Source organism: Chromatocurvus halotolerans, assembly GCF_004340525.1.
GTDB lineage: Bacteria > Pseudomonadota > Gammaproteobacteria > Pseudomonadales > Halieaceae > Chromatocurvus > Chromatocurvus halotolerans.
In genome coordinates, this window is sequence record NZ_SLWX01000002.1 from 67,879 (window position 1) to 87,745 (window position 19,867).

Consider the following 19,867-nt stretch of genomic DNA (forward strand, 5'->3'; position numbering starts at 1 on the left):
GCGTTAGCCGCCGCCGACGATATTTTGTACACTCGGGGCCCTGCCTCGCTTGGGACATCAGGACGACATGAACCCTAATTATCTCGATTTTGAACAACCGATTGCAGAGCTTGAGGTGAAAATCCAGGAGCTGCAGCTGGTCGGCACGGACGCCGATCTCAATCTGACGGAAGAGATCGCCACGCTGCGCAAGAAGAGCAAGCGCCTCACCGAGAAAATCTTCTCCAATCTCAGTGCCTGGGATATTGTCCGCGTCGCGCGGCATCCGCAGCGGCCCTACTCCATGGACTATATCTCCAGGGTGTTTACCGAATTTGACGAACTGCATGGCGATCGCCACTTTGGCGACGACAAGGCCATTGTCGGGGGTGTTGCGCGTCTGGATGGCAGGCCGGTAATGGTCATTGGCCAGGAAAAGGGCCGTGCGGTAAAGGACAAGGTCTATCGCAATTTCGGCATGCCCAAGCCCGAGGGCTACCGCAAGGCGCTACGTCTGATGGAAATGGCCGAGCGGTTTCGCATGCCTGTCATCACGCTGATCGACACGCCGGGAGCCTATCCGGGTATCGATTCTGAAGAGCGGGGCATCAGTGAGTCGATCGCCAGGAATCTCGCGGTCATGTCGCGACTTGCCACGCCGATCATCTGCGTGGTGATTGGTGAGGGCAGCTCCGGGGGTGCCCTGGGCATTGGTGTCGGCGATCATCTCGCCATGCTGCAGTATTCCACGTATTTTGTTATCTCGCCCGAGGGTTGCGCGAATATTATCTGGAAATCCACCGACAACGCCCCGGATGCAGCACAGGCCATGGGCGTGACCTCGAAGGTACTGCAGGAACTGGGTATTGTCGACGCGACGATACCGGAGCCCCTGGGCGGAGCGCACCGGGACATCGACCTGATGGCCGAACGCATTCGCGATCACCTGGTGCAGAAGATCGATGCGCTGCAGCAGCTGCCGCTGGAGGCCATGCTCGAGTCACGCTACCAGCGGCTGATGTCCTACGGTAACTGACGGTCGCAAGCAGGCTATGGCCAGGGGCAGCGGATTGCTCACTGTAGACGCCGCCGTTGCCCGAACACTGCAGCAGCACCTCGATGCACCGCACTGGCTCGTGGCCTTCAGTGGCGGCCTGGATTCCAGCGCATTGCTGGTTGCCCTTTGCCGTTACGTCGCAGCCGTTGGCACGGCGCCGCCGCTGACCGCGCTGCACATTCACCACGGCCTTTCCGCCCAGGCCGATGCCTGGGGAGCCCACTGCCTGTCGGTATGCAAAAAACTGCATATTGAGTGTCGTATGCAGCGCGTGGCGGTGGTCTGCGGCGCGCAGGGGGTCGAGGCCGCAGCCCGCGAGGCGCGCTATGCGGTGTTTGAAAGCGCGCTGCAGGAAGGCGGTCGCCTGTTCGTCGGTCACCACCAGGATGATCAGGTGGAAACGTTTTTCCTGCGCCTGATGCGTGGTGCCGGGGTACATGGCCTGGCCGGTATGCCGCCGGAGCGGGATCTGGGCAAGGGACGCCTCGTTCGACCGCTACTCGCCCTGACGCGGGAAGATCTTCGCGCCTACGTGGTCGCGGCGGGACTGGACTGGATCGAGGATACCTCGAACAGTGATACTCGCTATGACCGCAACTACCTTCGCCAGCGCGTCCTGCCGCTGCTGGAGCAGCGCTGGCCGGGCTATCGGGCGCCGGTCACGCGGGCCATGGCGCTGCTCGCCGAGCGGGAAGACTCAGGGCCGCTGACGCCGTTGACCACACGCTACAACGCGTTCGGCGATCCCGGCTGTGACAGCCGGGAGCTTTGCCGGCTGCCTACAGAGGCGGCGGCAGGGGCGCTGCGCCGCTGGTTGCGCGAGCACGGCTGTCTGCCGCCGCCCTTTGAGCCCCTGCGGGAATTCCTGCGCCAGCTCGGGTCCGCCGCGGCAGGCGCGTCGCCGAGGCTGCAGCGCCGTGACTGGTGCCTGCAGCGTCATGCCGGCGCGGTGTATCTGCTGCCGCGCCCTTGGCCATTTGTGCAACCGCCGGCGCGCGCGGTGAGCGACGGCGAGCGTATCGTGATCGAGGGTGTGGGGCGTGTTGACGTTCTGGCCCCGGCAGGCGCGGAACCGGCATTGACGCTGGGTTTCCGTCAGGGCGGCGAAAGGCTCTGCCTGCCGGGCGAGACGCATCATCGCACGCTGAAGACGCTGCTGCAGGATGCACGAGTGCCACCCTGGTGGCGCGAGCGTGTCCCGCTGTTGTTTTCCGGGCGGAATCTGCTCGCGGTGGGAGACCTGTGGCGGGCCCGGGACGCCTGCGCAAACCTCGTCTGGGAACGCCCCTGCAGCGGCTATCCTGATTGAGGTAGACCGGGCTTTCTGTTAATTTAGCCAACCATCTTCTCGCAGGGCATGCCGGGTTGGCGCGGTGACAGGCGCGCTGGCCCAGAGCAGTTTTGCGCGTCTCCCATTTCAGCGACTGTAAGGTTTTTCATGACGCGTTTCGTCTTTGTGACCGGTGGGGTCGTTTCTTCTCTCGGCAAGGGCATAGCAGCTGCGTCGCTGGCGGCGGTGCTCGAGAGCAGAGGCCTCAAGGTGACTCTGCTCAAGCTGGACCCCTACATCAATATCGACCCCGGCACCATGAGCCCGTTCCAGCACGGAGAAGTGTTTGTCACCGAGGATGGCGCCGAGACCGACCTGGATCTCGGCCACTACGAACGCTTCACGCGTACCGTCATGCATCGCGGCAACAACTTCACGACCGGCCGTGTCTATAACGCCGTGCTCGCCAAGGAGCGCCGCGGCGATTACCTCGGTGGCACGGTGCAGGTGATTCCCCATATCACCGACGAGATCAAACGGCGCGTGTATCTGGGTGCCGGTGATGCGGATGTGGCGGTGGTGGAAATTGGTGGCACCGTCGGCGATATCGAGGGTCTGCCTTTCCTTGAGGCGGCGCGGCAGCTCAAGGTCGAGCTGGGCTCATCCCGTGCCCTGCTCATGCACCTGACGCTGGTGCCTTATATCGCCACCGCCGGCGAGATCAAGACCAAGCCGACGCAGCACTCGGTGAAGGAGCTGCGCTCCATTGGTCTGCAGCCGGATATTCTTCTGTGCCGCTGTTCGGTGCCGATTGATGAGGGGGCCTGCCGGAAAATCTCTCTGTTTACCAACGTCGAGGAGCGTGCCGTCATTCCCCTGATGGACGCCGACTCCATCTACCGGATCCCGCGGGCCCTGCATGACAAGGGTCTTGATGATTTTGTGGTCGAGCGCTTCCGGATTGACTGTCCCGCCGCTGACCTCAGCGAGTGGGACGAGGTGCTGCGGCGGGAATTCAGTCCCGATCGCGGCGAGGTGCGCGTGGCCATGGTGGGCAAATACATGGAGCTTCCCGATGCCTACAAATCGCTCAATGAAGCCCTGTCCCACGCCGGCCTGCAGACGCTGACCAATGTGCGGATCGACTATGTCGAGGCAGAGGACATCGAGCGCAACGGCACGGACGTGCTTGCGTCGGCGGATGCGATTCTGGTCCCCGGGGGCTTTGGCGATCGCGGCGTCGAGGGCAAGATCGAGGCGGTCCGCTACGCGCGCGAGAACGGCGTGCCCTTCCTCGGCATCTGCCTCGGCATGCACGTGGCGTTGATTGAATACGCCCGCAACGTCTGCGGCCTCAGCGGCGCCAACTCAACGGAAATGGAGCGGGACACGCCGCACCCCGTGATCGCGCTGATCACGGAATGGCAGAATGCGGACGGCTCGACGCAGCTGCGCGACGAGTCCTCTGACCTCGGCGGCACGATGCGCCTGGGCGCTCAGCCCTGTCATCTGGAAGCCGGCAGCATGATTCGCGGGATCTACGGTGCCGATACCATCAATGAGCGGCATCGCCATCGCTATGAAGTCAATAGTAATTACGTGGAGCGCTTTCAGAACGCGGGTATGCGCGTCGCCGGCTGGTCGGCCGACAGAAGCCTGGTCGAGATGATCGAACTGCCCGGACATCCCTGGTTCGTCGCCTGCCAGTTCCATCCGGAATTCACCTCGCGCCCGCGCGGTGGACACCGGCTGTTCACCGGTTTCATTGAAGCGGCGGTCGCCAGGGCGGCTGCCAGATAAGGCGCTGCGGCGTCCAACAGCGGAGAATTACGGCATGCAGGAAGCCAGCGTCAACGTCGCCGGTCTGACCATCGCGAATTCACGTCCCTTCACCCTGCTGGGGGGAGTCAACGTGCTCGAGAGCGAGCAGTTTGCGATGGATGTGGCGGGCGTGTATTGCGAGGTTTGCGCCAGGCTTGGCATTCCGCTGGTTTTCAAGGCGTCCTATGACAAGGCCAATCGCTCTTCCATCCACTCTTTCCGCGGGCCGGGTATCGAGGAAGGGCTGCGCATTCTGGCGCGCATCAAGTCCGAATACGGCGTAGCGGTGATCAGTGATGTCCATTCGCCGACGGAAGCTGCACCCGCCGCCGAGATCTGCGATATCATACAGCTGCCGGCGTTCCTGGCGCGTCAGACCGACCTGGTGGCGGCAATGGCGGCTACCGGTGCAGCAATCAATATCAAGAAACCACAGTTCCTCAGTCCCGCGCAGATGACCAATGTGGTCGAGAAGTTCCGCGAGTGCGGTAACGACCGCCTGATGCTGTGCGAGCGCGGAACGATGTTCGGCTATGACAATCTCGTGGTCGACATGCTGGGCTTTGACGTGATGCGCAAGTCCTGCGGCAATATACCGCTCATTTTCGACGTCACGCATGCGCTGCAGTGCCGTGATCCCATGGGCGCTGCCTCCGGTGGCCGGCGCTCACAGGTCGCCGAGCTGGCGCGGGCCGGTCTCGCCGTCGGGCTGGCGGGTCTGTTTCTCGAGGCACACCCGGAGCCGGACAAGGCCCTGTGTGATGGTCCGAGTGCACTGCCACTGCACCGGCTCGAGGACTTCCTCACGCAGGCCAGGGCCATTGACGAGGTGGTCAAGCAGCTCCCCCCGCTGGCCATAGACTGATAGTTTCGAAAGACTGACAAGTTTCGGAGATAAGGCATGAGCAAGATCAGGACCGTCCAGGCATTCGAGGTGCTCGACTCCCGTGGCAACCCCACGGTCATGGCCGAGGTCGGCCTCGAGGATGGCAGCCTGGGCGTGGCCTGCGCCCCATCCGGCGCTTCCACCGGTTCCCGGGAGGCGCTGGAGCTGCGCGACGGCGACGCGGCCCGCTATCTCGGCAAGGGCGTTCTGTCCGCCGTAGCCCATGTAAACGACAGCATCGCGACGCTGCTCAAGGGCGCGGACGCCAGCGATCAGCGCGACATCGACCGCCGCATGATCGAGGCCGACGGCACGCCAAACAAGGCGAGCTTCGGTGCCAACGCCATCCTCGCTGTGTCCCTGGCGACGGCAAAGGCGGCGGCGATCTCGCAGCAGCTGCCGCTGTACCGCCATATTGCCGCGCTCGCTGGCAACACCTCGCTGACCATGCCCGTCCCCATGATGAATATTCTCAATGGGGGAGAGCACGCCGACAACAATGTGGATATTCAGGAGTTCATGATACAGCCGGTGTCGGCAGGCTCCTTCGCCGAGGCGCTGCGCATGGGCGCGGAGGTATTTCACCACCTGAAGAAAACGCTCGGCGCTCGCGGTCTCGCCACGGCGGTCGGCGATGAAGGCGGCTTTGCGCCCAGCCTGCCGAGCAATGCCGCGGCGCTGGAAGTGATTGCCGAGGCGGTGGCCAACGCCGGATATCGCCTGGGCGAGGACATCACCCTGGCACTGGACTGTGCCGCGTCCGAATTCTATCGCGATGGCCGTTACCGTCTGAGCGGTGAAGGGGTGGACTACGACAGCGCGGGCTTTGCCGATTACCTGGCCGGGCTGGTGGATAATCATCCTATCATTTCCATCGAGGACGGCCTCGACGAGTCCGACTGGGATGGCTGGAAACTGCTGACCGAGAAACTGGGCGACCGGGTGCAGCTGGTCGGTGACGACCTGTTCGTGACCAACACCGATATCCTGCGACAGGGTATCGAGCGCGGCGTGGCGAACTCCATACTGATCAAGTTCAACCAGATCGGCAGTCTCAGCGAGACACTGGATGCCATTGCCATGGCCTCCGAGGCGGGGTACTCCTCGGTCATTTCCCACCGCTCGGGGGAAACCGAGGACACCACAATCGCCGATCTGGCCGTCGCCACTGCGGCCGGTCAGATCAAGACGGGGTCACTGTGCCGCTCCGATCGCGTTGCCAAGTACAACCGTCTGCTGCGTATTGAAGCAGAGCTGGGCACAGAGGCACCCTATCGCGGTCGCCTGGAATTCCCGCGCTAGTGGGCCGCTAGGCAGCCGTCTTGCGCTGGTTTCTCGCTGTTCTCGCCGGTCTGCTGATTCTGCTGCAGTACCGCCTGTGGTTTGCCGATGGCAGCCTTGCCGAGCGGCAGCGCCTGCAGCAGCAGGTGGAAACTGCAGAGCGCGAGAATGCCCGCCTGCGCGAGCGCAACAACACGCTGTCCCGGGAAGTGCTCGAGCTCAAGTCGGGCAAGGCCGTTGTGGAAGAGCGCGCCCGGGAAGAACTGGGTCTGATCCGCGAGGGCGAGATATTTTACCACTTCGTGGAAGAGGATGACCGCAAGCGCCGCATTCGCCAGGACAAGCCGCAGTGAGCTGCTGGGGTGTCATACCTGCGGCGGGAGTCGGTCGTCGCATGCTTGCGGATACGCCCAAGCAGTATCTTCAGGTGGCGGGCATGACGCTTCTTGAGCACAGTTTGCAGGCCCTGCTCGCCGATGCGCGCATACGGGCCGTGAGCGTGGTCGTGAGGGCGGGGGACGGGCGAGCATCGCAGCTTGGCGGTATTGCCGGGAATCCCCGCGTCAGTCTGGCGATCGGGGGCGACGAGCGCAGCGATTCGGTAGCCGCCGGTCTCGATGACCTGCTTGCGCTCGGCGCCGATGTCGAGGACTGGGTGCTGGTGCACGATGCGGCGCGGCCATGCCTGCCGCAGGCGTCACTTGCCGCTCTCATGGAGCAGGTGCTGGCCAGTGGACGTGGGGGCATCCTTGCGCAACCCGTCCCGGATACGGTGAAGAAGGCCTTTGAGGGGCAAATTGCCGCCACCATCGACCGCCGCGACCTGTGGCTGGCGCAGACCCCGCAGATGTTCCGCCTCGGCGAGTTGCGCAGTGCACTGTCGGCGGCCCGCCGCGAGGGCCGTGCGGTAACCGACGAGGCCTCGGCCATGGAATGTTCAGGAGCCGCGGTTCAACTGGTGTCGTCACCGCGGCGCAACCTCAAGGTGACGACACCAGAGGATATTGAACTCGTGAAGTTTTACCTCCAGTCGGAGAACTGAACCATGCGCATTGGGCACGGCTACGATGTACACGCCTTCGCCGACGGTGACCACGTTATGATCGGCGGCGTCAGAATTCCGTACGGTCGCGGACTCGCCGCGCACTCCGATGGGGATGTCCTTCTGCATGCGATCTGCGATGCGCTGCTGGGCGCGGTTGCCGCGGGCGATATCGGGCACCACTTTCCCGATTCGGATCCCGCCAACGCCGGTATCGACAGTCGCCTGCTGCTGCGACGCGTTGTGCAGAGTGTGCGAGGAACGGGCTGGTCGCTGGGTAACCTCGATGCCACGGTAATCGCGCAGGCGCCGCGCATGGCGCCCCACGTGGATGCGATGCGATCGCTGATCGCAGCGGATTGCGCTGTCGACATCGACGCCGTGAATGTGAAGGCAACCACGACGGAAGGTCTGGGTCCCATGGGTCGCGGGGAGGGGATCGCTGCCCATGCGGTGGTTCTGCTGCAGCCACTCGCGGCGCGCCGCGCCGAGTGACTTTTGTCCATGCATTTGTGAAGATAGCGCACCTCGCGGGGTCCTCGGCTGAGTCCGGACTGTCGCCGGTGCACCATCCCCGCTGATTGCGAATAACAGGAGCTGAGTTGAATAGCCCGGATCTTGCCGGTATTGGCATGACGTCACAGCGCACCCGTGAACGGCTGGTCGAACGTCTGGCTGAGCGGGGTATCCGCAATCGTGAGGTGTTGCAGGCAATGCGCACAACACCGCGTCACCTGTTCCTCGACGAGGCCATGGCCCACAGGGCCTATGAGGATACGGCGCTGCCTATCGGTTATCAGCAGACGCTGTCCCAGCCTTACGTGGTGGCCCGCATGACCGAACTGCTGCTCGCCGGCGGGCCGCTCGGTCGCGTGCTCGAGATCGGCAGTGGGTCGGGTTACCAGACCGCGATTCTGGCTCAGCTGGTGGACAATGTCTTTGCCGTAGAGCGCATCAAGCCGCTGCTCGATGCCTCCCGGCGGCGTCTGCGGACACTGCGCCTGCGCAACGTCCGGTTTCGTCACGCGGACGGCAGTCTGGGCTGGCCCGAACTGGCGCCCTTTGATGGCATTCTGGGCGCCGCGGCGCCGGCGGAAGTGCCTGCCGACCTGCTGGCCCAGCTGGCACCCGGGGGGCGCCTGGTCCTGCCGGTCGGCACGCAAACCCAGCATCTGCATGTCATCACTCGCACCGATGACGGTTTCTCGACAGAGGTTGTCGAGGCGGTGCGTTTTGTGCCCCTGCGACCCGGGACCCAGCGGTGACAGTGGACCGGGAGAGTGTGCTGCGGGAGTACGGCGGCATCTATCTGCGCGGCGTGTTGATGGGGGCGGCAGATATTGTGCCGGGTGTCTCCGGCGGCACCATCGCCTTTATCACGGGGATCTACGACCGCCTTATCGCTGCCATCAGCGCCGTGGATCATCACACCGCCATGCTTCTGCTACGCGGTCACTGGCGGTCAGCGGGAGCGGCCATCGACGGTGGGTTTCTGCTGGCGCTGGGGCTCGGCATCGTTACCAGCATCGCCACGCTTGCCCACTTGCTCGGATGGCTGCTGGAAGCACACCCGCTACTGGTGTGGGCATTCTTCTTTGGCCTGATTGCCGGCTCGGCTTTGCTGCTGGTGCGCCATGTCAGCCATTGGCAAGGCCTTACCGTCGGCGCGCTGGTGACTGGCGTTATGGTGGCTGCCGGGATTGCCCTGCTGCCAGCCACGCAACTGGGGGATGGCAACCTGGCGCTGTTTGTTGCCGGGTTCATTGCCATCTGCGCAATGATACTCCCAGGTATTTCCGGGAGCTTCATCCTCGTGTTGCTGGGTATGTACGGACCGGTGCTCGCTGCCGTGGAGGATTTCCGCCTGCTGCCCCTGGCCATACTCGCGGCCGGCGCGGTGTGTGGACTGCTCGTTTTTTCCCGACTGCTCAACTGGCTGCTGACGCAATTCCACGCTGCCTGCATGGCCCTCCTTACCGGTTTTCTCATCGGTTCCCTGCTGGTGGTCTGGCCCTGGAAGGCGGCGCGCGATACCGAGGCCGGTGGCGTGGCGCTGGAGACCACGGTGCTGCAGTGGCCGCTGAGTCCCGCGGCCTTTGCTGAACTGAGTGGTGAGCCTTCGCGTGTGCTGCCCTGTGTGCTTCTCATGTTGGCCGGATTTGCGGCGGTGTGGCTGATCGAGCGTCGCTGGGGCGACGACGGTTCCTGAGCCATGCAGCGCCGTCGGCACCGGCGAATGCTTGGGCTGTGCGCCATGCTGATGTGCCTGGGGCTTCAGGCCTGTTCCGTACGGCCGCCGGCGCCGATTGAAGATCGCGCATCGACGCCTGCGCCGGAGGGTCGCAGCTATCGCGTACAGCCTGGAGATACCCTGTATTCCATCGCCTGGCGCTATGGACTGGATTATCCACGCCTCGCCGCCGCCAACGCGATTTCGCCGCCGTTCACCATCCATGTCGGCCAGCGACTCGCGCTGCGAGAGGCGGATGTTCCCGACGCGCCGGTGCGACCGCCCCCCGCGCCTGCGCGCAAACCGAGTGAGGCAGTCCCCGTCTCGCCGCCGCGTCGTCCCGCGGCCGACACATCGCCACCCCGGACAGCGAGCCCGCCGGCGTCGCCGAAACCGCCACTGCAGGCAGCGGCTCCGCCCCGGGATGTCGCGGTAGGAACCTGGCGCTGGCCCGCAAAGGGGCCTGTCGTGCGCCGCTTCTCCGCTACCCTGCATAAAGGGATCGATATCGGCGGCGACGAGGGAGATCCGGTGGTTGCCGTTGCGGCGGGCCAGGTTGTGTATGCCGGCACCGGCATCCCCGGTTACGGCGAACTGCTTATCCTGCGACACAACCCGCGCTACCTCAGCGCATATGGCCACAACGACCGACTGCTGGTGGGAGAAGGTGCGCGCGTCAGCGCAGGCCAGCAGATCGCTACCCGCGGCAGCAGCGGTACCAACGCTGTCAAGCTGCACTTTGAAATTCGTGAGAACGGCAAGCCGATCGACCCCATGAGACTGCTGCCCCCGCGCTGAGCCATCCCCGGAGTTTCAGGTAAACACATGATGACGCTATGTGCTTGTCAGCTGACACAGGCTTGGGTAGTCTGAATGCCACTCTTCCATTGCGATAGCGTCCGGTGAGTGTCCGGAAGCGGTGCGGCGGCGCGTATTATGGGGCGATCAAAACGACCATCGGGGTTCAATGAGGATCAGCGCGAATCGCTATCCCTGTCCTATGGGGGCGAACCTGACGCGTTGCAGGGCGATGGTGCAGATGAGGTTCTGGAGGTAGGCGAGGACACCGCCAATGGCACCGCTTCAGCAGCCAACGGCAAGTCTGCAGCGGACCGCAGTCTTGACGCCACGCAGATGTACCTCAGTGAAATCGGCTTTTCGCCACTGCTGACGGCAGACGAGGAAAAGCATTTTTCCCGACTGGCGCTGGCGGGTGACGACGCGGCGCGTCGCCGCATGATCGAGAGCAATCTCAGGCTCGTGGTGAAGATTGCGCGGCGTTACCTGCACCGAGGCCTTTCCCTCCTCGACCTGATCGAGGAGGGAAATCTCGGCCTCATGCGCGCCGTGGAGAAGTTCGATCCCGAGCGCGGGTTCCGCTTTTCCACCTACGCAACCTGGTGGATACGGCAGACCATGGAGCGCGCGATCATGAACCAGACGCGGACCATTCGCCTGCCCATCCATGTAGTCAAGGAGCTTAATGTCTACCTGCGTGCGGCGCGGGAGCTGACCCAGCGGCTGGATCATGAACCTACCGCCGAAGAGATCGCGGGGATGCTCGATAAACCGGCGGAAGAAGTGTCCCGGATGCTCGGATTGAACGAGAAGATCACCTCGATGGATGCACCGCTCGGTCCCGATTCCGATGGCTCCTTTGCCGATACCATTGCCGATGAGGCCGCCTGTGACCCCTCCGATCTGCTGCAGGATCAGGACGTCATCGAGGGCGTGGTGCAGTGGCTCGAGCAGCTCAGCGATAAACAGCGTGAGGTGGTGGCCCGCCGCTTCGGTCTGCTGGGCCACGAAGTGTCCACGCTGGAGGAGGTGGGGCAGGAAATCGGTCTGACCCGGGAGCGAGTCAGGCAGATTCAGGTCGAGGCGCTCAAGCGCCTACGACGCATCATGGAGCGGCAGGGCCTCTCGGTGGATACCCTGCTGCACTGACAGCCGGCGAGTCAACGCCGGCTGTGGTCTATCGCTCGAGCAGTGCCAGCTTGTTGGGTTTGCCGGCCCATTCCTCTGCGTCGGGGGGAGATTCCTTCATTTCAGTGATATTCGGCCAGATTTCCGCCAGTTCTGCATTGAGCTCCAGGAATACCTGCTGGTCTTCCGGCAGCTCATCCTCGGAGAAGATCGCATCTACCGGACACTCGGGCTCGCACAGGGCGCAGTCAATGCACTCGTCCGGATGGATCACCAGGAAATTCGGGCCTTCGTAAAAACAATCGACTGGACACACTTCCACGCAATCCGTGTGCTTGCACTTGATGCAGTCTTCACCTACCACAAATGTCATGCTTGTCTGCCCCTGTACTACCGCTGTTCGAAGGCGGCATTCTAGCGTCATGTGCCGGGGTTGAGAAGGGGGCTATTCCGCTGCGCCACGCAGTTCGTAAAGTAAGTCCAGGGCGGCCCGGGGGGTTAGCTCATCCGGATTGGTCTCGCGAAGGCGCGTCAGCGCCGGATGTTCCGCCGCGGCAAACAGGTCAGTCTGCGCCGGCGCCGCTCCGGCGGTTTCCTGCTGGATATTACGCCCCGCTTCCAGCTCACGCAGTTTGCCTGCAGCGGCACTGATCACAGTGGCGGGGATACCCGCCAGACGCGCCACCTGCAGTCCGAAACTGCGGTTGGCCGGCCCGCGCTGGATCTTGTGCAGGAACACCACGTGGTCGCGGTGCTCGGTGGCATCCAGGTGTACATTGAGCATACTGTCGCAGGTGTCGGGCAGGCTTGTCAGTTCGAAGTAGTGCGTGGAAAACAACGTAAACGCGCGCACCTCACGACCCAGGTGCACCGCGGCCGCCCAGGCAATGCTGAGGCCATCAAAGGTGCTGGTACCGCGGCCGATCTCGTCCATCAGCACCAGGCTGCGGGGCGTTGCATTGTGCAGGATATTCGCTGTCTCGGTCATTTCCACCATGAAGGTGGAGCGTCCGCCGGCGAGATCGTCGGAAGCGCCAATGCGGGTGAATATGCGGTCCAGCGGGGCCAGGGTGGCAGCGGACGCGGGCACGAAGCTGCCAACGTGCGCCAGCAGGGCGATGATGGCGTTCTGGCGCATGTAGGTGGATTTGCCGCCCATGTTCGGGCCAGTGATCAGCAGCATGCGGGTGCTGTCGTCAAGCGCCGTGTCATTGGCAATGAAGGGCTCGTCCAGCACCTGCTCCACCACCAGGTGGCGCCCGTCGTGCACGCTGAACGATGGTGTCTCGCAGAAGCTGGGGCGACACAGATCGAGTCGGTCGGCGCGCTCTGCCAGTGTCGCCAGGACATCGAGCTCGGCCAGGGCCGACGCGGTGGCCCTGAGCGGCCCGAGAACCGCGTTCAGAGTATCGAGCAGGCCCTCATAGAGCTGCTTCTCCCGGGCCAGGGCGCGGCTCTTGGCGGACAGGGCGCGGTCCTCAAACTCCTTTAGTTCCGGGGTGATGAAGCGCTCGGTGTTCTTCAGGGTCTGGCGACGCGTGTAGTGCTCCGGGGCGCGCTCTGACTGGCTGCGGCTGATCTCGATGTAATAGCCGTGCACGCGGTTGTAGCCGACTTTCAGGGTCGACAGACCGGAGGCGGCACGCTCGCGCTGCTCGATGTCCAGCAGGAAATCCCCGGCATGAGTGCTGATGCGTCGCAGTTCGTCCAGCTCCTCGTCATAGCCCTCGGCAATCACGCCGCCGTCGCGGATGACGACCGGTGGGTTGTCGATGAGCGCGGCGTCGAGCTGGGCGATAAGCGCTGGATAGTCGCCAAGGCCTGCGGCCAGCGCTTCCAGCCGCTCGTGGCGCTGTGCCGGCAGCGCCGCGTGAATGGTTGGCAGAGTCGACAGCGTCAGCAGCAGTCGGGTGAGGTCCCGGGGGCGCGCCGAGCGCAGCGCAACCCGGGTGAGAATGCGTTCCAAATCGCCCACCGGCTTCAGCGTATCGCGCAGTGCATCGACATGCATCTCGGCCAGCAGGTCTGCAATCCCGTCCTGGCGCGACTGCAGCAGTGCGATGTCGGTCAGGGGGCGATGCAGCCAGCGCCGCAGCAGTCGGCTGCCCATGCTCGTGCGGCAGCGGTCCATGACCCAGAGCAGGGTATGATCCTCGCCGCCGGCGAGATTGCGGTCTATCTCGAGATTACGCCGGGTGGCTGCGTCCATGACGACGCTGTCGCTGTGGCGCTCCACGCCGATGCCATCAATATGCGGCAGCGAGGAACGCTGGGTATCCCTGACGTATTGCAGCAGGCAGCCGGCCGCGGCAATGGCCAGCGGCATGTCGTCGCAGCCAAAGCCCTGCAGGTCGCGGGTCTGGAACTGCTCATTCAGCGCGCGTCGGGCGCTCTCGACATCGAAGGCCCAGCCCGGCTGCCTGCGGGCACCGCGTCGTTGCTGCAGTGCCGGCTGTTCCAGCTCCTCGTGATACAGCAGTTCGGCCGGGTTCAGGCGCTCCAGTTCGCCGATCAGCGCCTCTTCACTGTCGGCGAGCAGCAGGCGGAAGCGGCCGCTGCCAAGATCGAGGTAGGCGATGCCATAGCTGCCGGCCGAGCCGGTCACTGCGACCAATAGTTGTTCCTGCCGGGCGTCGAGCAGAGCCTCATCGCTCAGCGTGCCGGGCGTAACGATGCGCACGACGCGGCGCTCTACGGGCCCCTTGCTGGTGGCGGGATCGCCGATCTGCTCGGCAATGGCGACCGAATGTCCGCCGCGCACCAGGCGCGCCAGGTAGTTTTCCGCCGCGTGGTAGGGCACGCCGGCCATGGGGATGGATTCCCCGGCGGACTTGCCGCGGGCGGTGAGGGTGATGTCGAGCAATTCCGCGGCGCGGCGTGCGTCGTCGTAGAACAGCTCGTAGAAGTCACCCATGCGGTAGAACACCAGCTCATTGGGGTGTTCTCGCTTGATGCTGAGGTACTGCTGCATCATTGGGGTGTGTGTAACGTCTTGATTCAAAGGCTGAATATCTTCAATTGACTGAGAGGTGACCGTGAGCCGCCATGTTACGGCAGAGATCTGCCGTGTACACCCAAAAGTTGTTATTTGGTGGCTTCGCAATGACTTTTCGTCTGTCCGCACGGATAGTTTCACCTGCACCATGAGAGGTAGGTTTCTCGAAGCGGTCGAGACGCGGTGAGACAGCCGGTTACAAGAGTGAGCTTCCGGGAATCGCCCCCAGCAGTTCCCGGGTATAGTTTTCTCTCGGCGCGTTGAAAAGTTGTTCGCCGGAGCCTTCCTCAATCACCCTGCCCTGGAACAGCACGATGATACGGTCGGCGATGTGCCTGACCACTGCCAGGTCGTGGGAGACAAAGAGCATGGTCAGGCCGTATTCACGGCCGAGTTCCACCATGAGGTCGAGGATCTGCGCCTGAATGGTCACGTCCAGCGCCGATACCGGTTCGTCTGCTACCACAAACTCCGGACGGGTGGCGAGGGCGCGCCCGATCGCAATGCGCTGGCGCTGGCCGCCAGAGAACTCGTGGGGATACTTGCGCACGGCACTGCGCGCCAGCCCCACGTCGTCCATTAGCCGCAGCACCGCGTCGCTTACGCTGCGTCGGTCTTCCAGCTTGTGCAGCAGCAGCGGTTCGGCGAGCGTGTCGAAAACGGTCATGCGCGGATTCAGTGACGCGAAGGGATCCTGAAAAATCATCTGCATTCGCCGGCGCATGCTTTTCAGTGCCTTGCCTTCCAGCACCGTGATATCTGTGCCATCAAAGCTCACGCTGCCCGCGGAAATCGGCACCAGACGAAGCAGCGAGCGTCCGATGGTGGATTTCCCGGAGCCGGACTCACCGACAAGCCCCAGTACCTCGCCGCGCCGGATATCGAAGCTCACGTCGTCCACGGCCTTCATGGTGTCGCCGGACGGGGTGCGGAACCAGGTCCTGAGATTGCGCACCCGGATCAAATCGTCACCGACCGCCTCGGACAAGGTCTTGCTGCCGCTGGGGATGGCCGCCAGCAGCGTTTGCGTATAGGGGTGCTCAGCGCCGCGGAAGATCGCCTCGCGATCGCCGTGCTCGACGATGCGGCCGTTCTGCATCACCGCGATTTCATCGGCGATGTCCGCGACCACCGCCAGATCGTGGCTGATGAAAATCACGCCGATATCACGTTTTTTCTGGAGATCGGCAATCAGCTTGAGAATCTGCGCCTGTATCGTGACGTCAAGTGCTGTTGTGGGTTCGTCGGCAATCAGCAGCCTGGGTTCGTTGATCAACGCCATGGCGATCATCACCCGCTGGCGCATGCCCCCGGAGAACTCGTGGGGATAGCTGTCGATGGTGGTCCCGGGATCGCGGATACCCACCTCGTCGAGTATCTCGATGGCGCGGCGCCTGGCCTCAGCCTTGCCGGCGCCGCAGTGCAAAATGAGCGGTTCTGCGAGCTGATCGCCGATGCACAGGTACGGATTGAGGCAGGTCATCGGGTCCTGGAAGATCATCGCCACGTCGCGGCCGCGGATGCGTCGCAGTTGCGACTCGCTCATTTGCAGCAGGTCTTCCCCGTCGAACAGCGCGCTGCCGCTGTCAATACGCCCCGGGGGTGAGGGTATCAGCCCGAGCATGCTGTAGCAGGCGACGGATTTGCCGGAGCCGGACTCGCCGATGATGGCGGTGATCTTGCCCGACTGGACGTCGAAGCTGATGCCGTCCACGGCCTTGTTGACGCCATTGCGGGTCACAAAGCTGACGCCGAGGTCCCTGACTTCCAGTAAGGCCATGGCCGCTAATCCCTGGAGCCGCGAACGTCCAGCGCATCGCGCAGCCCGTCACCGAGAAAGTTGAGCGAGAACAGGGTGACAGTGAGCGTCAGGCCCGGGTAGATCAGCAGCCAGGGGTACTCTTCCATGGTATCTGCGCCATAGGAAATCAGCAGACCCCAGGAGGTCTGGGGTGGCTGCACGCCTAGACCGAGGAAGCTGAGGAATGCCTCGAGGAGCATCACACCGGGAATGGTCAGCGTGGTGTAGACGATGATCGGTCCCAGCGCGTTCGGCACCAGGTGGCGTCGTATGATGGTTGACGTCGGCAGGCCCAGGGAAATTGCCGCCTCGACAAACTCCTGCTGGCGTAGCGACTGCACCTGCCCACGCATGATGCGCGCCATGGTCAGCCATTCCACGGCGCCGATGGCCAGGAACAGCAGGAGCATATTGCGCCCGAAAACCACCATCAGCAGCACGATGAAGATCATGAACGGCAGGGCGTACAGGATATCCACCAGACGCATCATCACCGCGTCCACCCGCCCGCCAACGTAGCCGGCAATGGCTCCCCAGGTGACCCCGATCAGCAGGGCGACAGTGGTGGCAATGAAGCCCACCGCGAGGGAAATGCGCCCGCCGTACAGGATCTGGGTGAGCATGTCGCGACCGAAAATATCTGTTCCCAGCCAGTGCGCCGCCGACGGGGGCGTTGCACCGAGATCGAGGTTCTGTGCATCAAAGGCGTAGGGCGCGATCCACGGCGTCAGCAGTGCCGTCATGACCATGATCAGGAGAACGATCAGACCGCACACAGCCAGTCGGTTCTTTTTCAGGCGTACCCAGGCATCCTGCCATAGCGAGGTGCCCTGTTCGGCCTGGGCAATGTCCGTGATGACCTCAGTCGTCATGCGCTGCTCCCGTACTGGGCTCGCAGCCGGGGATTGAGCCAGGCGGCAAGAACGTCGGACATCAGGTTGAACAGTACGATGAGCGTTGACAGAAATACCGTGGTCCCGAGAATCATCGTGTAATCCCGGTTGAAGGCGGCCTGCACATAGAAGCGTCCCAGCCCGGGTATCTGGAAAATACTTTCCACCACGAAGGATCCTGCAAGCAGGCCGGCAAAAGCCGGCCCCAGGAAGGTCACAACCGGTAACAGGCCGCCACGCAGCGCGTGCCTTGTCACCACCTGCCACTCCGGCAGGCCCTTGGCACGGGCGGTGCGGATGTAATCCTGTGACAGCACTTCCAGCATGCCGGCGCGCGACAGGCGGGCGATGTAGGCGGCCAGGGCGGCGCCGAGTGTCAGGCTGGGCAGGATCTTGTCGCCGGGCAGGTCTCCCCAGCCCGAAACCGGAAGCCACTCGAGCCTGATGCCGAACAGAAGGACCAGCAGCGGGCCGAGCAGGAAGGTCGGCATGCAGATACCCAGCATGGCCAGTGCCATCGGGACATAGTCCTGCGCCGTATTGGGTTTCAGTGAGGCGAGAACGCCAGCGAGACCGCCGATAAGCGTTGCTATGAGGAGCGCATAGAACCCGAGTTCCGCCGTTACCGGCAGACCGGCAGCGATGAGTTCGTTGACGCTGCGACCGGGATATTTGAAGGAGGGACCGAAATCGCCGGACGCGAGGTCACCGAGATAGGCGAAGTACTGGCTTGCCAGCGGCTGATCGAGCCGGTACTGAGCCTCCAGTGCTGCCCTCACCTCGGGGATCACGGCTTTCTCGCTGTCGAAGGGGCCCCCCGGCGCCATGCGCACCAGGAAAAAGGTCGCGGTGATCACGGCGAGGATCACCGGCACCGCCTGCAGTAAACGACTGCCAATGAACCGCCACATCAGTTGGCTGCCTGCCTGTTGTCTGCAGGCGTCTGCCATTTCCACGCCGGGGCATCCGCGTCGAGCACCACGTATTTGTAATTCAGCATGTCGCCAGCGTTGGCTGGCATGCCCTGCAGGCTGGGCTGCACCAGCCGCTTGGTCTTGTAGGCATAGATCGGAATCAGCGGTGTCTCTTCGAGAAAGATACGCTCCGCGCGCTGGTATAGCTGCATCTGGGCATCCTTGTCCGGGGTTGCGCGAAGGTCCTCGAGAATGATTCTGTCGTACTCGGCGTTGGCAAAACCCGTGCGGTTGGTGCCTCCGGTGCTGATCATGGTGTCGAGGAAGGACCCGGGGTAAATGTCCGCGACCCAGCCCATGCGGGCGATATCGTAGTTGTGCTGGTCCAGGCTATCGAGATAAACGCGCCATTCCTCGTTGGCGATCTGCACGTCGATATTCAGATGCTGCTTCCACATCTGCTGCACGGCAATGGCAACGCTGCGGTGGTTCTCCGCGGTGTTGTACTTCAGCGTCAGCGCGGGAAATCCCGCGCCACCCGGATAGCCCGCTTCAGCCAGCAGACGCCGCGCGGCTTCGGGGTCAAAGTCCAGGATGTGCGTGTGTTCATAGTCGGGCATGCCGAAAGGTACGTAGCTGGACCAGGCGGTTACCGTATCCTGGAGCACAGATCGCGCCAGTGTTTCCCGATCAATCGACAATGCCATGGCCCTGCGCACGCGACCGTTGTCCAGTGGCGGGTGCTCCATGTTCATCATGTAGTAGTAAATGCCCATGAAGGGCCCCTCCACCAGCGGCGTTTCGGACTGTGCCCGGTAGTCCGGGATCTTGCTGTTCGGGGGGTTCAGCGCCGTGTGCAGCTGTCCGCTGCGGAACATTTTTTCCTCGGTGGTCGAACTCTCGATGGGCCGAAACACAATACCGTTGAGCGCCACATTATCTCTATCCCAGTAGTAGGGATTGCGCTTGACCTTGACGAAACGCTGCATTTTCCACTCATCGAGCGTGAAGGGCCCATTGCCGACAAAATTCACGGGGCGTGTCCAGGGCGAGAAACGGTCCGTGGGTGCGCCGTGGGCCTCGATAGTGGCGCGATGCACGGGAGCGAGGTAAACGTAGGTAAACTTGAGCAGAGCGAACGGGTTGGAGTACTCAAGCGCCACGCGCAGTGTATGGGCGTCAAGCGCCTGTACGCCGATGGCGTCGGGGTCGTCGATGCGGCCAAGATGGTAGGCCTCGGCGTTGCGTATATGGTAGAACACAACGTCCGCGACCTGGTTGCCGATCTTCGGATTCAGGGCCCGCTGCCAGGACCAGACGAAGTCCTGTGCCGTGACCGGATCGCCGTTCGACCAGCGGGCCTCGGGATTCAGGTAAAAGGTGATCACTGAGCGGTCGGCGTTGAACTCCCAGCGCTCGGCCACCCCGGGCTCGATTTCCAGGGTATAGGGATTGCGGGCGATCAGCGGCTCGAACAGCGCGCTAGCCAGATTGCCTTCCGGCGAGCCCGTCAGCACATGTGGATCTATGGTCTGCGGCTCGGTGCCGTTGCCGAAATAGAGAATGCCCTCGCGATTGCCGCGCTCTACGTTGTTTTCTCCGGCGGAGCAGGCGAGCAGCCCTGACACAGTGACTGCCGTAATCAGCTGCCGGAAAGCCGTCATCTTTCGCGGTTCCGCAGAATGCGCCACTGCACCGTTTTAACCCTGGCAACGGCCACCGCCCGATAAAACTTCTGCTTATTCTTGCTCTTCGCCTCCTTGCCTCGAAGA

Annotated in this window: 18 protein-coding genes; 12 read left to right on the forward strand and 6 right to left on the reverse strand. The window is 63.2% G+C overall.

The window, feature by feature from the left end:
• Positions 1–67: 67 nt before the first annotated feature.
• The 12 genes from accA (at position 68) to rpoS (ending at position 11,513) form a co-directional block, all read left to right on the forward strand.
• A complete protein-coding gene (gene accA / locus EV688_RS02490) occupies positions 68–1,015 on the forward strand; it encodes an acetyl-CoA carboxylase carboxyl transferase subunit alpha (RefSeq protein ID WP_117314452.1) in 948 nt (315 codons plus the stop codon).
• A gap of 16 nt (positions 1,016–1,031) precedes the next feature.
• Entirely contained in the window at positions 1,032–2,345 is a 1,314-nt protein-coding gene (tilS, locus tag EV688_RS02495) for a tRNA lysidine(34) synthetase TilS (RefSeq protein ID WP_117314454.1), read from the forward strand.
• Positions 2,346–2,474: 129 nt separating this feature from the next.
• The gene (locus tag EV688_RS02500; protein WP_117314456.1) at positions 2,475–4,106 is read left to right on the forward strand and encodes a CTP synthase; all 1,632 of its coding nucleotides are present in this window, start codon (positions 2,475–2,477) and stop codon (positions 4,104–4,106) included.
• A 34-nt stretch (positions 4,107–4,140) separates the two neighbouring features.
• A complete protein-coding gene (gene kdsA, locus EV688_RS02505; RefSeq protein WP_117314458.1) occupies positions 4,141–4,992 on the forward strand; it encodes a 3-deoxy-8-phosphooctulonate synthase in 852 nt (283 codons plus the stop codon).
• Between the two features lie 36 nt (positions 4,993–5,028).
• Positions 5,029–6,315: a phosphopyruvate hydratase gene (eno, locus tag EV688_RS02510; RefSeq protein WP_117314459.1), complete on the forward strand. Its 1,287-nt coding sequence runs from the start codon at positions 5,029–5,031 to the stop codon at positions 6,313–6,315.
• 20 nt (positions 6,316–6,335) lie between these two features.
• Positions 6,336–6,647, forward strand: a complete 312-nt coding sequence (gene ftsB, locus EV688_RS02515) for a cell division protein FtsB (protein WP_117314461.1) — start codon at positions 6,336–6,338, stop codon at positions 6,645–6,647.
• Positions 6,644–7,336 (forward strand): 2-C-methyl-D-erythritol 4-phosphate cytidylyltransferase, encoded by a 693-nt coding sequence (gene ispD, locus EV688_RS02520; protein WP_240624180.1) that lies wholly within the window; start codon positions 6,644–6,646, stop codon positions 7,334–7,336. The genes ftsB and ispD overlap by 4 nt, the downstream gene beginning before the upstream one ends.
• A 3-nt stretch (positions 7,337–7,339) precedes the next feature.
• On the forward strand, positions 7,340–7,831 hold the full coding sequence (ispF, locus tag EV688_RS02525; protein ID WP_117314465.1) for a 2-C-methyl-D-erythritol 2,4-cyclodiphosphate synthase: 492 nt from the start codon (positions 7,340–7,342) through the stop codon (positions 7,829–7,831).
• A gap of 137 nt (positions 7,832–7,968) precedes the next feature.
• On the forward strand, positions 7,969–8,601 hold the full coding sequence (locus tag EV688_RS02530) for a protein-L-isoaspartate(D-aspartate) O-methyltransferase (RefSeq protein WP_420867041.1): 633 nt from the start codon (positions 7,969–7,971) through the stop codon (positions 8,599–8,601).
• Entirely contained in the window at positions 8,598–9,545 is a 948-nt protein-coding gene (locus tag EV688_RS02535) for a DUF368 domain-containing protein (protein ID WP_240624181.1), read from the forward strand. The genes EV688_RS02530 and EV688_RS02535 overlap by 4 nt, the downstream gene beginning before the upstream one ends.
• Before the next feature lie 3 nt (positions 9,546–9,548).
• Positions 9,549–10,364, forward strand: a complete 816-nt coding sequence (locus EV688_RS02540; protein ID WP_240624182.1) for a peptidoglycan DD-metalloendopeptidase family protein — start codon at positions 9,549–9,551, stop codon at positions 10,362–10,364.
• Between the two features lie 138 nt (positions 10,365–10,502).
• Entirely contained in the window at positions 10,503–11,513 is a 1,011-nt protein-coding gene (gene rpoS / locus EV688_RS02545; protein ID WP_117314468.1) for an RNA polymerase sigma factor RpoS, read from the forward strand.
• A 28-nt stretch (positions 11,514–11,541) separates the two neighbouring features.
• On the opposite strand, the gene fdxA is transcribed toward rpoS, so the two are convergent.
• The 6 genes from fdxA to EV688_RS02575 all read right to left on the reverse strand — a co-directional run bounded on the left by fdxA (position 11,542) and on the right by EV688_RS02575 (position 19,759).
• Positions 11,542–11,865 (reverse strand): ferredoxin FdxA, encoded by a 324-nt coding sequence (fdxA, locus tag EV688_RS02550; RefSeq protein ID WP_117314470.1) that lies wholly within the window; start codon positions 11,863–11,865, stop codon positions 11,542–11,544.
• 72 nt (positions 11,866–11,937) lie between these two features.
• The gene (gene mutS / locus EV688_RS02555; RefSeq protein WP_117314472.1) at positions 11,938–14,466 is read right to left on the reverse strand and encodes a DNA mismatch repair protein MutS; all 2,529 of its coding nucleotides are present in this window, start codon (positions 14,464–14,466) and stop codon (positions 11,938–11,940) included.
• Positions 14,467–14,683: 217 nt separating this feature from the next.
• The gene (locus EV688_RS02560; protein WP_117314476.1) at positions 14,684–16,267 is read right to left on the reverse strand and encodes an ABC transporter ATP-binding protein; all 1,584 of its coding nucleotides are present in this window, start codon (positions 16,265–16,267) and stop codon (positions 14,684–14,686) included.
• Positions 16,268–16,272: 5 nt separating this feature from the next.
• The gene (locus EV688_RS02565; protein WP_117314478.1) at positions 16,273–17,160 is read right to left on the reverse strand and encodes an ABC transporter permease; all 888 of its coding nucleotides are present in this window, start codon (positions 17,158–17,160) and stop codon (positions 16,273–16,275) included.
• Positions 17,157–18,092 (reverse strand): ABC transporter permease, encoded by a 936-nt coding sequence (locus EV688_RS02570; RefSeq protein WP_117314480.1) that lies wholly within the window; start codon positions 18,090–18,092, stop codon positions 17,157–17,159. Before EV688_RS02570 ends, EV688_RS02565 begins: the two co-directional genes overlap by 4 nt.
• Positions 18,092–19,759, reverse strand: coding sequence for a peptide ABC transporter substrate-binding protein (locus tag EV688_RS02575; RefSeq protein WP_117314482.1), 1,668 nt, complete (start codon positions 19,757–19,759; stop codon positions 18,092–18,094). The genes EV688_RS02570 and EV688_RS02575 overlap by 1 nt, the downstream gene beginning before the upstream one ends.
• Between the last annotated feature and the right edge of the window lie 108 nt (positions 19,760–19,867).

Excerpts from the sequence above, each read along its gene's own strand:
- eno (WP_117314459.1), top strand. The coding sequence starts at position 5,029 with ATGAGCAAGATCAGGACCGTCCAGGCATTCGAGGTGCTCGACTCCCGT.
- EV688_RS02540 (WP_240624182.1), top strand. The coding sequence starts at position 9,549 with ATGCAGCGCCGTCGGCACCGGCGAATGCTTGGGCTGTGCGCCATGCTG.
- rpoS (WP_117314468.1), top strand. The coding sequence starts at position 10,503 with ATGGGGCGATCAAAACGACCATCGGGGTTCAATGAGGATCAGCGCGAA.
- accA (WP_117314452.1), top strand. The coding sequence starts at position 68 with ATGAACCCTAATTATCTCGATTTTGAACAACCGATTGCAGAGCTTGAG.
- tilS (WP_117314454.1), top strand. The coding sequence starts at position 1,032 with ATGGCCAGGGGCAGCGGATTGCTCACTGTAGACGCCGCCGTTGCCCGA.
- kdsA (WP_117314458.1), top strand. The coding sequence starts at position 4,141 with ATGCAGGAAGCCAGCGTCAACGTCGCCGGTCTGACCATCGCGAATTCA.
- EV688_RS02570 (WP_117314480.1), bottom strand. The coding sequence starts at position 18,092 with ATGTGGCGGTTCATTGGCAGTCGTTTACTGCAGGCGGTGCCGGTGATC.
- mutS (WP_117314472.1), bottom strand. The coding sequence starts at position 14,466 with ATGATGCAGCAGTACCTCAGCATCAAGCGAGAACACCCCAATGAGCTG.
- EV688_RS02575 (WP_117314482.1), bottom strand. The coding sequence starts at position 19,759 with ATGACGGCTTTCCGGCAGCTGATTACGGCAGTCACTGTGTCAGGGCTG.
- ispF (WP_117314465.1), top strand. The coding sequence starts at position 7,340 with ATGCGCATTGGGCACGGCTACGATGTACACGCCTTCGCCGACGGTGAC.
- EV688_RS02500 (WP_117314456.1), top strand. The coding sequence starts at position 2,475 with ATGACGCGTTTCGTCTTTGTGACCGGTGGGGTCGTTTCTTCTCTCGGC.
- EV688_RS02565 (WP_117314478.1), bottom strand. The coding sequence starts at position 17,160 with ATGACGACTGAGGTCATCACGGACATTGCCCAGGCCGAACAGGGCACC.
- EV688_RS02530 (WP_420867041.1), top strand. The coding sequence starts at position 7,969 with ATGACGTCACAGCGCACCCGTGAACGGCTGGTCGAACGTCTGGCTGAG.
- fdxA (WP_117314470.1), bottom strand. The coding sequence starts at position 11,865 with ATGACATTTGTGGTAGGTGAAGACTGCATCAAGTGCAAGCACACGGAT.
- EV688_RS02560 (WP_117314476.1), bottom strand. The coding sequence starts at position 16,267 with ATGGCCTTACTGGAAGTCAGGGACCTCGGCGTCAGCTTTGTGACCCGC.